This window comes from Domibacillus sp. PGB-M46 (genome assembly GCF_022668875.1).
GTDB lineage: Bacteria > Bacillota > Bacilli > Bacillales > Domibacillaceae > Domibacillus.
This window is the reverse complement of the sequence record NZ_JAKGCR010000013.1, coordinates 30,184-44,450: the sequence shown is the minus strand read 5'-3', so window position 1 is coordinate 44,450 and position 14,267 is coordinate 30,184. Positions and strand designations below refer to the sequence as shown.

Below are 14,267 nucleotides of genomic sequence, written 5' to 3'. Positions count from 1 at the left end.
TTGATCTTGACAAATGGGAGGAAGAGGCAGTGGCAGGACGGAAAAAAAAGCTTGAAGCCGAGCTGGGTGAAGCACTTATTAAGCTGCAGCGCGAATTGATTGGGCGGGGACCGCAGGAAACGAAAATCTATATCGTTCAGGATATGGTGATCGCCCGTTTCAAAGGCGTGATGACGGTAGAAGAAAAGCACCTGGCCGGCCACCAGGATGGACGGAAGCTTGTAAAGGAAATGCGCCAGGTGCTGCGGGAAATGTACAGCAGTCAATTCGAGGAAATCGTCGAAAAGTATACAGGCTGTAAAGTGCTCTCAAGCCATAGTGATATGAGTACCAAAACAGGGGAACGCATTGAAATATTTGTGATCGACCGCAATTTGGAAAAAGAAGTGACTGCTGACTAAAATTCTATTGACTTTAAAAAGTGAGCGCAGTAGAATGATGTCATCAACAAGCGCATAATCGGCTTAATCCCCCAGAGGGGAACGGAGGACCCAATTTTTCCGGGGCTAATTCCACGGTTTTTGTGGAAGGGATGAGAGTACTCTTTCGCCATCCTGCCCGTCAGCTAACTTCGTCGGCTAAAGCGAGGGAGGTCTAAAGACCACCTTTATTCAGGGGGCTTTTTTTTGTGGCGTATATTGCTGCGAAAGAGAGCAGCTTGATCAAAAAAGCAGGTCTTTTTATTATGCCTATTTTTAAAAAACAGCTTGGAAGACAGAACGCAAAGAGGGCAGAATTGCTTGCTGGGCGTTACGTAGACCAATGATGTTTTTTTCAATTGCAAATCAGGAAAATTCTTTTCTTGTTTTCGCGTGGAAAAAATGTCATTGGTTTTTTTCTGCGTAAAAACAGCAAGAAAGAACAGAAAATACACACTTCAAAACTGGATGGTGAACAACATGGTGTCTTCTGTAAAACGGTTTTTGATCGGGCGGCCGTTAAAATCAACTGAGCTTGGAGAACAAAAATTAAACAAAACAAAAGCGCTTGCTATTTTGTCCTCAGATGCCCTTTCGTCTGTTGCGTATGGCCCGGAACAGATACTGCTTGTTTTAATGACTGTTAGTGCAGCTGCTTTTTGGTATTCGGTTCCGATCGCGTTCGGTGTGCTCATTTTATTAACAGCATTGATCCTGTCTTATCGGCAGATTATTTATGCTTATCCGCAAGGCGGCGGTGCCTATGTGGTGTCGAAAACAAACCTGGGAACCAATCCGGGGCTGATAGCCGGGGGATCACTGCTGGTTGATTATATTTTAACGGTTGCTGTTAGTGTGTCGGCTGGTACGGACGCGATTACGTCCGCTTTTCCGGCTCTGCATGAATACAATGTAATGATTGCCGTTATATTCGTTGTGCTGTTAACGCTTCTTAATTTGCGGGGGGTAACAGAATCTGCCTCCGTGCTGGCGTATCCGGTTTATTTGTTTGTCCTTGCTTTGTTTATTTTAATTGGTGTGGGGCTGTTTCGAATCGCAACTGGAGAGGTGCCGCCCGATCTGCATACTCCGGCCGGAACCCCGGTTGCAGGCATCAGCTTGTTTATTTTGCTGCGGGCGTTCGCATCGGGAAGTTCTGCTTTAACGGGAGTTGAAGCAATTTCCAATGCAATTCCGAATTTTAAAAGCCCGGCCCCGGTCAATGCAGCCAGAACGCTGACAGCGATGGGGCTTCTGCTGGCTCTATTGTTTTGGGGCATTGTATATTTGGCTTATTATTATGGCGTCTCGCCGCTGGCGGAAGTAACGGTCGTTTCTCAAATTGCAGAAGAAACATTCGGCCGCACTTTTATGTATTTCTTTATTCAAGGAACGACGGCTTTAATTTTAATTCTCGCCGCGAATACAGGATATTCGGCATTCCCTTTGCTGGCGGTAAATTTGGCGCAGGATAAATTTATCCCGAGAATGTTTACCCTTAGAGGAGATCGGCTTGGCTACTCGAATGGCATTATGATCCTGGGTGCTGCTTCTATCCTTTTAATTATTTTATTTGGCGGGCACACGGAAAACTTGATTCCACTTTATGCGGTCGGTGTGTTTATTCCGTTTACACTTTCACAGACGGGAATGATGGTCAAATGGCTTCGTGAAAAGCCGAAAGGATGGGCCGCGAAATTTGTGATTAATACAACTGGAGCTTTAATCAGCTTTGTTGTCACAATCGTGTTCTTCTTAACAAAGTTTGCGCAGGTTTGGCCGGTACTTGTGTTTCTGCCTATTATTATTTACCTCTTTCATCGGATTAAAATGCATTATGAAGCGGTCGGTGACCAGCTGCGTATTACCACATGTGAGCCTGCTGTTCCGATTGAAGGAAATATTATCATTGTGCCGGTTTCTGGTATTACGCATGTAGTTGAAAACTCTTTAAACTATGCGAAGTCTCTTTCGCCTGAGCGGATTATTGCCGTTTACGTTGCGTTTGAAAGAGAAGAAGAAAAGAAGTTTGAAGAAAAATGGAATATATGGCAGCCGGATGTACGGCTGGTTACCCTGCATTCGCATTATCGGAGTATTATTCAGCCGCTGACAAAATTTGTGGATACAGTAGAACATAAGGCGCGTGAATCGAACTACCAGGTGACGGTTCTTATTCCGCAGTTTATTACGAAAAAAGGCTGGCATAATTTTCTTCACAATCAATCCAGTCTGCTTATCCGGGCTTTTCTGCTTTACCGCAGAAATGTCGTTGTCACAACAGTGCCGTATCATTTGAAAAAGTAAAAAAAGCCGCACAGAGCTGTGCGGCTTTTTTTAAAGAAGTCTCTCACCGAGCAGGGAAGCAATAAGCGCCACTGCTGCATCGCCTGTTTTATTTTTCTCATCTAAAATAGGGTTGACCTCTACAAATTCTGCTGATGTAATGATGTCTGCTTCCTCAAGCATTTCCATCGCCAGGTGGCTTTCACGGTAGCTGAGCCCGCCTGCTACAGGCGTCCCCACTCCCGGTGCTTCTGTCGGATCAAGCCCATCGAGATCCAATGAAAGATGAACATAATCGGTGCGCTCACGCAAATACTCAATGGTTTCTTTCATAACGGCTGTCATGCCAAGACGGTCTATTTCGTGCATGGTGTACACTTTAATTCCTTTTTCTTTAATCAGTTCGCGCTCACCATGATCCAGATCCCGTGCCCCAATAATCACCACATTCTCCGGCTTTACTTTCGGGGAATAGCCGCCAATATGGGTGAGGGAGCGGTGACCGATGCCGAGGCTCGCGGCAAGCGGCATTCCGTGAATGTTGCCGGATGGAGAGGTTTCCGATGTGTTTAAATCGCCGTGCGCATCATACCAGATCAAGCCGAGGTTTTGGTGTTTTTTTGCGATGCCTGCAAGTGTTCCGATTGCCACGCTGTGATCACCGCCGAGCACAAGCGGAAAGCGGCCTTGGCTGACCGTTTCTTCCATTTTTTTTGCCAGCGCTTCACTAGCTTCTGCAACCGCTGTTAAATTTTTTAAGTTGGCTGTTTCTTTTGGAATGGCCCGTTCCTGAATTTCCACTTTAATATCGCCTTCATCATGGACTGTATATCCAAGCATGCGGATCCGCTCTGTCAGTCCCGCATAGCGGATGGCGCTTGGACCCATGTCGACACCCCGGCGTGTTTGCCCTAAATCCATTGGCACCCCTATGATTGACACTTGTTTCTTTTGCATGTAAATATCCCCTTTGTATCGTAAATGCCCTGCTGTTTTATGAAACATAAAAAAATAAAATGGCTCAAGCACGCATCTTTTGGAGTATTCATATTTGTTTATTCATTTTTTGAAGAGAGGCCGACTTTTTTTAAACGGTATTGAAGGCTTTGCCTGCTTAGGCCCAGCTGTTTAGCGGTCCTGGAAATACTCCATTGGTTCTTGTGCAGGAAATGCTCAATATAGTATTTTTCAAAGGCATCCAGCTGATCTTTCAAATGAGTGGTTCCTTCTTCGTCGCCATTAAGGAATGAGGCAAGCTTTGATACGGGTGCAGACTGGTCGCTTGTCATTGATTTATGGCGGAAGTGATAAGGGAGATGATCATATTCGATCCAGTCCTCGTCTAAAAGCAAATTCATGGATGCTTCGATCACATGCTCAAGCTCCCGCACGTTTCCAGGCCAATGATACGCATTGAGAGCATCCAGTACTTCCGGCTTTACACCGAGCACTTTCATATCAAACAGTGCATTGTATTTCGTGATAAATTGTTCGATCAACAGCGGGATGTCATCCAGGCGCTCGCGCAGCGGAGGAATAAAAATGGTCACTACTCCAAGCCGGTAATATAAGTCCTTGCGCAAGTGATCGTTTGCGATTGCATCGACAGGGTCTTCATTGATCGTGGCGATAATCCGGACGTTAATTGGAATATCTTTCGTGCCGCCGATCCGTCTGACCCTTTTTTCCTGAAGAACACGCAGCAGCTTCGCCTGCAGGTGAATATTCATCGAGTTGATCTCATCGAGAAGAAGCGTGCCGCCTTCTGCCTGCTCGAATAAACCGGCACTGTCAATAGCTCCGGTAAAAGCCCCTTTTGTGGTACCAAATAGCAGCCCTTCAATTAAGTTGTCTGGCAGTGCCGCGCAGTTTTGCGAGATAAACGGTGCTGAAGCCCGGGCACTCCCATTATGGATGCTTTGTGCAAACAGTTCTTTTCCTGTACCGGTTTCCCCGACGACAAGCACATAAGAAGAAGTGCGGGTAGCCCTCTTTGACAGTTCGATCACTTCCTGTATGGCATCGCTTTTGCCGATAATGCTGTCAAAGGTAAAGCGTGTATCCTCCTTTCGGGTACTGCTGCGCATGAGGCGTTCAATTTTCGTAACATCCTTAGCCATTTCAACGGCACCGCGGATTTCATCCTTTTCCCGGAACGGAAATGTATGATTAATAGTTGTAATTTCCGTTCCTTTATTATTAAAGTATGTTTGTTTCACATTGACGGTTTCTTCTCCCTGCTGCAGTGCCCGGACGAGCGTACTGTTTTGGTTTTCGGGAAACATAAATACGTCCAGTACATTTTTGTGCAGCACATCCTGCGTGTCCATTGCTTCAATTTCACGCATTTTTCGGTTGTAAATAATGGTTTTCCCTTCATCGTCAATTGCATGAATCCCCACGTCGACCTGATCCATAATATATTCATATAAGGCATTCATAAAATGCAGCTGATCTTCTTTCATTCCGGAGTCCTCCGTTTCAGGTGTGTTGCTCTCATTCACTATAGAGCAAAAAAAATGGACTGAAAAGGCAAATTTTTTCGTCAGATGCAAAATAATTTTGCGTATTAAAAGAGATTCAAGAAAACAAAAGCTGATCTTCCGCTCGTTAAAAAGTTGGCATGATTCCTGCATAGTATAAAGCGAGACAGTTATTTTTCTGGGGGGATCATCATGGTAATCGCATACAAGCACGAGCCATTTACTGATTTTAATGTGGAAGAAAACAAGCAGGCATTTCAAGAGGCGCTTGGGTTTGTAAATACAAAGCTCGGTGAAGAATACCCGCTTGTTATTAATGGAAAGCGTGTACAGACAGAAACGAAAACAGCATCCATCAACCCGGCATGCAAGCAAGAAGTGATCGGAACAGTTTCGATGGCAGGAAAACAAGAAGCCGAGCAGGCAATGCAGGCAGCACTCACTGCTTTTCAAACGTGGCAGTATACAGATCCGTCAGCACGTGCTCAGATTCTGTTCCGCGCAGCTGCGATTATCCGGCGCAGAAAGCATGAATTTTCGGCATGGCTTGTAAAAGAAGCAGGGAAACCGTGGAAAGAAGCAGATGCAGATACAGCGGAAGCGATTGATTTTCTGGAGTACTATGCACGTCAAATGAACGAGCTGAAAAAGGGATCACCCGTTCAAAGCCGGCCGGGTGAGCACAATGAGTTCGGTTACATCCCACTTGGTGTCGGCATTGTGATTTCACCGTTTAATTTTCCGCTGGCCATCATGGCCGGCACAACAGTTGCAGCCATTGTAACGGGCAACACTGTTCTGTTAAAACCGGCAGAAACCACACCGATTATTGCGGCAAAATTTGTAGAGGTGATGGAGGAAGCAGGTCTTCCGCCGGGCGTTCTGAATTATATCCCGGGCAGCGGTGCCGAAATTGGCGACTTTTTAACGGAACATCCGAAAACACGCTTTGTTTCATTTACCGGCTCTCGTACCGTTGGCTGCCGTATTTACGAACGGGCGTCAAAAGTACAGGAAGGACAAATTTGGCTGAAGCGGGTCATTGCGGAAATGGGTGGAAAAGATACGGTGCTTGTTGACAGCAGCGCCGATGTGGATCTTGCCGCAACATCTATTGTTTACTCAGCCTTTGGATTTTCCGGCCAAAAATGTTCCGCTGGATCGCGCGCGGTCATCCACGAAGATATATATGATGAAGTGCTGGAAAAAGCAGCGGCCTTAACGAAAACCTTAACGCTTGGCAGCCCGGAATCTGCTGATACGTATATGGGCCCGGTGATTGACGAACGGGCATTCCAAAAAATTATGAACTACATTGAAATTGGCAAAGGAGAAGGCCGGCTTGTAACCGGAGGAAGCGGAAATGACGAAACCGGCTACTTTATTGAGCCGACAATCATTGCCGATGTAGGGGAACAGGACCGCCTCATGCAAGAAGAAATTTTTGGCCCGGTCGTCGCATTTTGCAAGGCAAGAGATTTCGATCACATGCTGGAAATTGCGAACAACACAGATTACGGCTTGACCGGAGCACTTATCTCCAACAATCGTGAACATATTGACAGAGCCCGCAGAGAATTTCATGTCGGAAACCTTTACTTTAACCGCGGCTGCACAGGTGCCATTGTCGGCTACCAGCCATTTGGCGGCTTTAACATGTCAGGAACCGATTCAAAAGCAGGAAGCCCGGATTATTTGATTCTTCACATGCAGGGAAAAACAATTTCGGAATTTTTTTAAGCTCAAAAAGGGGGAGAAGAAAATGACATCTGCAACAAACTCATCGAAAAAAATCATTGAACAAACGGAGCAATTTGGGGCGCATAATTATCATCCGCTGCCAATCGTTGTGTCGGAAGCAGAAGGGGTATGGGTAAAAGATCCGGAAGGCAATCGTTACATGGATATGCTGAGCGCCTACTCCGCTGTTAACCAGGGGCATCGCCATCCGAAAATTATTCAGGCACTAAAAGACCAGGCAGACCGGGTTACACTTACTTCACGTGCTTTTCACAATGACCAGCTTGGTCCGTGGTATGAAAAAATTTGTGAATTAACGGGTAAAAATATGGCCCTGCCAATGAATACTGGAGCGGAAGCGGTAGAAACAGCAGTGAAAGCAGCACGCCGCTGGGCATATGACGTAAAAGGTGTGGCAGAAAACCAGGCTGAAATCATCGCCTGTGTCGGCAACTTTCATGGACGCACAATGACGGCTGTATCGCTTTCTTCAGAAGCAGAATATAAACGCGGTTTTGGACCGATGCTGCCCGGAATCAAGCTGATCCCATATGGTGATATTGATGCGCTTGAAGCAGCCATTACACCGAACACAGCCGCCTTTTTAATTGAACCGATTCAAGGTGAAGCTGGGATTATCATTCCACCGGAAGGCTTCTTAAAAGCAGCTTCAACGCTTTGTAAAGAACAAAACGTGCTGTTTATTGCGGATGAAATTCAAGCCGGCCTTGCCCGCAGTGGTAAACTGTTTGCCTGCCAGTGGGAAGATGTTGTTCCAGACATGCTGATTCTTGGAAAAGCACTGGGCGGCGGAGTATTCCCGATTTCCTGCGTTGTGGCAGACAAAGACGTATTAGGGGTGTTTAACCCTGGATCGCATGGTTCTACATTTGGAGGCAACCCGCTTGCGTGTGCGGTGTCGCTCGCTTCACTCCAAGTGATTGAGGAAGAAAAGCTTGTAGAGCGTTCATTGGAACTTGGTACGTACTTTAAGGAAAAGCTATCAGCGATTAAACATCCGGCAATTAAAGAAGTGCGTGGACGTGGATTGTTTATCGGTGTTGAGCTGACAGAGCCAGCTCGTCCATACTGCGAGCGTTTAAAACAGGAAGGTCTTTTATGCAAGGAAACACATGAGACGGTGATCCGTTTTGCTCCGCCGTTGATTATCTCTAAAGAAGATCTTGATTGGGCCATCGAAAAAATTCAAAAGATTTTTGCTTAATAAGAAGCCGGCGGATGAATACGCCGGCTTTTTATTTGCTTCCAGACAATAAATTTTTCTGCCATATGCAAAATTTATTGTCTATTTTTATTTTTCTGAAGGCCGGTCCCTTTGGAATAGCGGCCGCTGTTTTTGGCATAATCCTTGCATTCTTTTTCATAAGATCAAACAGAAAGGTGGCCGCGATGCCCATGCTGAAAAATGAAATAAAAGGAAAGCCGCTTGTTCAAAAATCAGCAGCGATTCCAAATGAAGAAAAGCAAAAACAAGTAAGCAGCTTGTTTCAATCTACCCAAACGATTATAAAAAAAGCACTCGATACACTGGGATACCCTGAAAGTGTCTTCGAATTATTAAAGGAGCCTATGCGGATGCTGACAGTTCGGATTCCAGTCCGAATGGATGATGGGCATGTAAAGGTGTTTACTGGCTTTCGCTCCCAGCACAGTGACGCAGTCGGCCCGACCAAAGGCGGCGTCCGGTTTCATCCGAACGTGACGGAAGAAGAAGTGAAAGCGCTGTCGATTTGGATGACACTCAAATGCGGGATTGCCAGTCTTCCTTACGGCGGTGGAAAAGGCGGCATTATTTGCGATCCGCAGCGAATGTCAGCCGGTGAGCTTGAGCGGCTCAGCCGCGGCTATGTACGCGCAATCAGCCAGATTGTCGGGCCGGCCAAAGATATTCCGGCTCCCGATGTGTATACAAATGCGCAAATTATGGCCTGGATGATGGATGAGTACAGCCATATACGGGAATTTGATTCTCCTGGCTTTATTACCGGAAAACCGATTGTACTTGGCGGATCTCACGGCCGGGAAACGGCAACTGCCCAGGGAGTGGTCATGTGCTTAAGAGAAGCGGTCAGAAAAAAAGGCATGAAAATTGAAGGCGCCCGTATTGTCATTCAAGGATTCGGCAATGCCGGCAGCTTCCTGGCCAAGTTTTTGCATGATGAAGGCGCCCGGATTATCGGTATCTCGGATGTGCTTGGCGGTATTCATGATCCAAACGGGCTTGATATTCCGTACTTGCTGGACCGCCGCGACAGCTTCGGTATGGTGACAAACCTGTTCGAAGACACGATCTCGAATCAGGAACTGCTGGAGCTTGACTGTGACGTTTTAATTCCGGCTGCCATTTCCAACCAAATCACGGAAGAAAATGCAGAACGCATCAAGGCAGGAATTATTGTAGAAGCAGCGAACGGCCCGACAACGATTGGAGCAACGAAACAATTAACCGAGCGCGGCGTTTTGCTTGTTCCGGACATTTTGGCAAGCTCAGGCGGTGTAACGGTTTCGTATTTTGAATGGGTGCAAAATAATGGAGGCTATTACTGGTCAGAAGCAGAGGTTATGCAAAAGTTGCAACAGAGAATGGTCGATTCGTTTAACCTCATTTATGAAACGGCGCACATACATGGGGTTGATATGCGGCTGGCTGCTTACATTGTCGGCATTAAACGTGCGGCGGAAGCAGCGACATTCAGAGGATGGGTGTAAATAAAGAGTCTGGCAGTCTTTCTTCCATGAAAATTGAAAAAAGTAAAAGAATGTCCCAAAATGAAGGGACATTCTTTTATTTGGAAAGGGATTGATCGGTATGAAAAAGCGTCTATGGGATTCACCAGAAAAACTTCGTGCCCTGCTGGATGAGCTTGTCAGCTGGAAAAGCATCACCCTGTCTGAGGATGAGCGGCAGTTTCCAATGAAGCTGCAATCGAAGCTGCTCGGACTCCACTATTTTCAGCAGCATCCCGAGCACCTGTCCCTTCATCCAGCTGATTTGCGGCGGAAGTTTTTAACGGCGCTTTACAAACACCCAAAAGCTGTGCGCACCATTTGCTTGATCAGCCACTTTGATACTGTCAGTACAGAAGAATATGGCGAGCTGGAGCCGCTGGCGACGCAGCCGGAAGAATTGACCGCCTACTGGCTGGAGCGGCCGAATGATCTGCCGCCGGATGTGCTGGCTGATTTGCAATCAGGTGAGTACTTATTCGGACGCGGGACGATGGATATGAAAATGGGGCTGGCTTTGCATATGCAGCTTATTGAGAAAGCAAGTGTGGAACAATGGCCCGTCAATCTGCTGCTGTTAACCGTGCCGGATGAAGAAGTAAACTCAGCTGGAATGCGCGCTGCTGTGCCGAAGCTGCTGGAGCTTCAAGAGGAATTTGATCTTGAATATGAACTATTTTTAAACAGCGAGCCTGTTTTTTCTCAGGAACCGGGTGATAGGACGCGTAAGGTCTATACGGGTACGATTGGCAAAATTATGCCGGGTGCTCTTTTTTATGGACGTGAAACGCATGCGGGCGAGCCATTTAACGGATTAACGTCCCCTTACATTGCGTCATTTTTAACACGAAAAATGGAATGGAACCCCCTGTTTCAAGAAACGGAGCTTGGTGAAACAACACCGCTTCCCGTCACCCTGCAGCAAAAAGATCTTCGTCTTGAATATTCAACGCAGACGCCATACCGTTCATCTGCTCTTTACAACGTATTTTTAATGAAGCAGACAGCACAACATATAATAGAAGGATTCGAACAAATTGCTAAAGAAGCAGCCGGAGAATGTAATGCTGCCTATGAACAAATCTGCCAAATGCACGGTGTGAAGCCGGTAGGAAAGGTCCGTGTCATCCGCTTCGAAGAGCTACTGCGCTACTCAATTGATAAGCTTGGAGAAGAAGCAATAGAAGAAATCAAAGCGGATGTGTACACTCGGGAGGAATGGGACGATCGGGAAAAGTCATTTCGGATCGCGGATAAACTGATTATCCAGTCACAGGAGCTGGCACCAGCCATTATTCTGCTGTTTGCGCCTCCTTTTTATCCCGCTGTTTATTCCTCCGGTGAGGCGCTCGTAGAAGAAGCTGTCGAGTTTCTAACAACATTGGCCCAAAAAGAGTTTGGGCTGCCGATTGAACGGGTCCATTACTTTAACGGTATTTGTGATTTAAGTTATGTAAATGGAAACGGTGAGGGAGAAGGCTGGCAGGCGTTTGAAAAAAATACACCTGTATGGCAGGACAGCTATTCCATTCCATTTGCCGATATGGCTAAGCTCAAAGCGCCGGTTTTAAACATCGGGCCGTTCGGAAAAGATGCCCATAAGCGGACAGAACGGCTTCATATGAAACATGCTTTTGAGCAGCTTCCGGTTCTTTTAGAAAAATGGATTAAACACAGAAAGCCTTGAACCCGTTCAAGGCTTCAGGCTGTTGACAAACGCCCGCTTTCGGCGTCACTTGCCAAGCTGTGAATGCTCATGACCCTGAAAAGGTCACTCCGCTTCCCAGCCGGCAGCGTTCCTGGAAAGACAGACGTTTTCAATCAGCCTGCTTTCTTACTTTGTCTACACTCTCAAGCCTTGAACCCATTCAAGGCTTTTTTCTTCGAAAGTCTGGACAGGGCAGGCAATTTTATGATAACTTTTAATTGAAACTGATTATCAATTGCAACCGTCCGATATAGATGATAAAGGAAAAACGTAAACGAGGTGGAAGAAATGAGCAAGCTGCGTGCGGAACGAGTAAACATTGGCTATGGGGCTGCGACAATCGTCGAGGATTTAACCGTCGATATTCCAGCAGGAAAAGTAACAACGATTATTGGGCCGAACGGCTGCGGGAAATCCACATTGCTCAAAACAATGGCACGTCTTTTAAATCAAAACAGCGGTTCGGTGTACTTAAATGGTGCGGACATTCACCGTCTCTCTACAAAAGAAATCGCCAAGCAAATGGCTATTTTGCCGCAAACGCCGGAAGCCCCGGCTGGACTGACTGTCTATGAGCTGATTTCATATGGCCGCTTCCCGCATCAAAAAGGCTTTGGCACATTAAATGCACACGATAAAGAAGTGATCCAGTGGGCGATGGATGTAACCGGTACGGCGGACTTCCGCGACCGGGAAATTGACGCGCTTTCAGGCGGACAGCGCCAGCGTGTCTGGATCGCGATGGCGCTGGCACAGGAAACAGATTTGATTTTACTCGATGAACCAACGACTTACTTAGACTTGGCCCACCAGCTGGAAGTGCTGGAGCTTTTACAGGAATTAAATGAACGGGAAGGCCGGACCATTGTGATGGTACTCCATGATTTAAACCACGCGGCACGCTTCGCCGATTACCTCGTCGCGATGAGAAAAGGCAGTATCATATGCGAGGGAGCGCCAGAAACGGTTATGACAAAAGAAAATCTGCGTTCTGTTTTTCAAATCGATGCGGAAATTGTCCGCGATCCTCGTTCCGGCAAGCCGGTTTGTTTAACCTATGACTTGGTAAAAGCACCAGAACTTGCGCTGGCAGGAAGCCGATAAAGGAATTCAATAAAGCAGGTGACTGTGTGATTAAGTATTTTTTTTCGTATTACCGCCCATATAAAAAACTGTTTTTTTTAGACTTTTTTTGCGCGGTATTTGCGGGTCTGTTAGAGCTCGCATTTCCACTGGTTGTGAATTATTTTATTGATACCCTTCTGCCCGGAGGGAATTGGAATTTAATTGTAGCCGCAAGTATTGGCTTGCTGCTTATTTATATTGTAAATGCCGGTCTTCATTACGTGGTTACCTACTGGGGGCATATGCTCGGCATTAATATTGAAACAGATATGCGCAGCAAACTGTTTGCCCATGTGCAAAAGCTGTCATTCCGTTTTTTTGATAACACAAAAACAGGCCATCTTATTTCACGGATGACCAGTGATTTAATGGAGATTGGTGAAATGGCGCATCATGGGCCGGAAGATTTGTTTATTGCACTGATGACACTGACCGGGGCGTTTGGCATTATGCTGACAATCAACTGGAAGCTGGCTGTGTTAACATTTATTATCGTGCCGGCTGTGCTGTGGCTCGCTGTTTTCTTCAATAAAAAAATGACCAGGGCCTTTCACCAGCTCTTTGGTGATATTGCTGATTTCAATGCCCGTATTGAAGACAGCATGGGCGGTATTCGTGTCGTGCAGGCTTTTGCGAACGAAAAACATGAAAAGAAGCAATTTGAAGAAAACAATGGAAGATTCCGGATGACAAAGCTCGTTTCCTATAAAATTATGGCGCAGAATATGTCGATCAGCTACATGCTTATGCGCATAATTACACTGTTTGTACTTATTTGCGGAACGTATTTTGTGATGCAGGGTGAGCTTACCTACGGTGAATTTGTCGGATTTATTCTCCTATCTAATATTTTCTTCCGTCCGATTGAAAAAATTAATGCCATTATTGAAAGCTATCCAAAAGGAATTGCCGGCTTCAAACGCTATGTGGAACTGCTCCAGACGGCTCCCGATGTAGCGGATGCACCAGATGCCATAGACGTAGACGCAGTGCATGGCGACATCAGCTACCATAACGTGACGTTCGGGTACGAAGGCAAAAAGCCGGTTCTCCAAAATATCAGCTTGTCGATTAAAGCCGGAGAAACAGTGGCGTTTGTCGGTCCGTCCGGTGCCGGTAAAACGACTATGTGCAGCTTGCTGCCACGTTTTTACGAGGCGCAGGAAGGATTTATTTCAATTGATGGGCTCGACACGAGAAAAATGTCGCTTGCGTCGCTGCGTCGTCAAATTGGGATCGTGCAGCAGGATGTATTCCTGTTTTCTGGCACAATTCGTGAAAATATTTTATATGGCGATCTTGGTGCGTCTGAAGAAGCTATCCTGTCCGCTTTAAAACGGGCGCGCCTTGATGAATTTGTTTCTTCTTTGCCAGATGGACTCGATACGGTCATTGGCGAACGCGGTGTAAAGCTGTCGGGCGGCCAAAAGCAGCGTCTTGCCATTGCGCGGATTTTCCTGAAAAACCCGCCGATTTTAATATTGGATGAAGCAACCTCTGCTCTTGATACGGAAACAGAGCTTGCCATTCAACAGGCGCTCTCGGAGCTGTCTGTCGGGCGGACAACGCTTGTGATTGCCCATCGGCTCGCTACAATCAAGCATGCCGACCGGATTATTGTCGTTACGCCATCAGGCATTGAAGAACAAGGCAGCCATTATGAGCTGCTTGAGCAAAACGGCCATTATCGGCGTTTGCATGAAGCACAGTTCGGCCACGTATAAGCTTATTAAAACCTTTCACTGCTTGGAGCAGTGA

11 protein-coding genes and 1 riboswitch are annotated in these 14,267 nt (G+C 46.5%); of the genes, 9 read left to right on the top strand and 2 right to left on the bottom strand.

What is annotated here, in order from left to right:
• The first annotated feature begins 29 nt into the window (after window positions 1-29).
• The 3 genes from L2D08_RS15030 to L2D08_RS15020 all read left to right on the top strand — a co-directional run bounded on the left by L2D08_RS15030 (window position 30) and on the right by L2D08_RS15020 (window position 2,726).
• Complete coding sequence (locus L2D08_RS15030) at window positions 30-401, top strand: Na-translocating system protein MpsC family protein (protein WP_242234789.1); 372 nt, start codon at window positions 30-32, stop codon at window positions 399-401.
• Between the two features lie 50 nt (window positions 402-451).
• Window positions 452-595, top strand: a riboswitch (cyclic di-AMP (ydaO/yuaA leader).
• A 33-nt stretch (window positions 596-628) separates the two neighbouring features.
• Window positions 629-766, top strand: a complete 138-nt coding sequence (locus L2D08_RS15025; protein WP_242234787.1) for a hypothetical protein — start codon at window positions 629-631, stop codon at window positions 764-766.
• Between the two features lie 133 nt (window positions 767-899).
• Window positions 900-2,726, top strand: a complete 1,827-nt coding sequence (locus tag L2D08_RS15020; RefSeq protein WP_242234785.1) for an APC family permease — start codon at window positions 900-902, stop codon at window positions 2,724-2,726.
• 30 nt (window positions 2,727-2,756) lie between these two features.
• On the opposite strand, the gene rocF is transcribed toward L2D08_RS15020, so the two are convergent.
• Window positions 2,757-3,662, bottom strand: a complete 906-nt coding sequence (gene rocF / locus L2D08_RS15015) for an arginase (RefSeq protein WP_242234783.1) — start codon at window positions 3,660-3,662, stop codon at window positions 2,757-2,759.
• Window positions 3,663-3,760: 98 nt separating this feature from the next.
• Window positions 3,761-5,170, bottom strand: coding sequence for a sigma-54 interaction domain-containing protein (locus L2D08_RS15010; protein ID WP_242234780.1), 1,410 nt, complete (start codon window positions 5,168-5,170; stop codon window positions 3,761-3,763).
• A gap of 210 nt (window positions 5,171-5,380) precedes the next feature.
• Between L2D08_RS15010 and pruA the strand changes: the two genes are divergently transcribed.
• The 6 genes from pruA (at window position 5,381) to L2D08_RS14980 (ending at window position 14,233) form a co-directional block, all read left to right on the top strand.
• The gene (gene pruA / locus L2D08_RS15005) at window positions 5,381-6,928 is read left to right on the top strand and encodes an L-glutamate gamma-semialdehyde dehydrogenase (RefSeq protein ID WP_242234777.1); all 1,548 of its coding nucleotides are present in this window, start codon (window positions 5,381-5,383) and stop codon (window positions 6,926-6,928) included.
• 22 nt (window positions 6,929-6,950) lie between these two features.
• Window positions 6,951-8,153: an ornithine--oxo-acid transaminase gene (locus tag L2D08_RS15000; protein WP_242234775.1), complete on the top strand. Its 1,203-nt coding sequence runs from the start codon at window positions 6,951-6,953 to the stop codon at window positions 8,151-8,153.
• A 185-nt stretch (window positions 8,154-8,338) separates the two neighbouring features.
• Window positions 8,339-9,658, top strand: a complete 1,320-nt coding sequence (locus L2D08_RS14995) for a Glu/Leu/Phe/Val family dehydrogenase (protein WP_375337593.1) — start codon at window positions 8,339-8,341, stop codon at window positions 9,656-9,658.
• Between the two features lie 100 nt (window positions 9,659-9,758).
• Entirely contained in the window at window positions 9,759-11,363 is a 1,605-nt protein-coding gene (locus L2D08_RS14990; RefSeq protein ID WP_242234774.1) for a M20/M25/M40 family metallo-hydrolase, read from the top strand.
• Window positions 11,364-11,672: 309 nt separating this feature from the next.
• Window positions 11,673-12,488, top strand: a complete 816-nt coding sequence (locus L2D08_RS14985; protein ID WP_242234772.1) for an ABC transporter ATP-binding protein — start codon at window positions 11,673-11,675, stop codon at window positions 12,486-12,488.
• A gap of 26 nt (window positions 12,489-12,514) precedes the next feature.
• Complete coding sequence (locus L2D08_RS14980) at window positions 12,515-14,233, top strand: ABC transporter ATP-binding protein (protein WP_242234770.1); 1,719 nt, start codon at window positions 12,515-12,517, stop codon at window positions 14,231-14,233.
• Window positions 14,234-14,267: the final 34 nt, after the last annotated feature.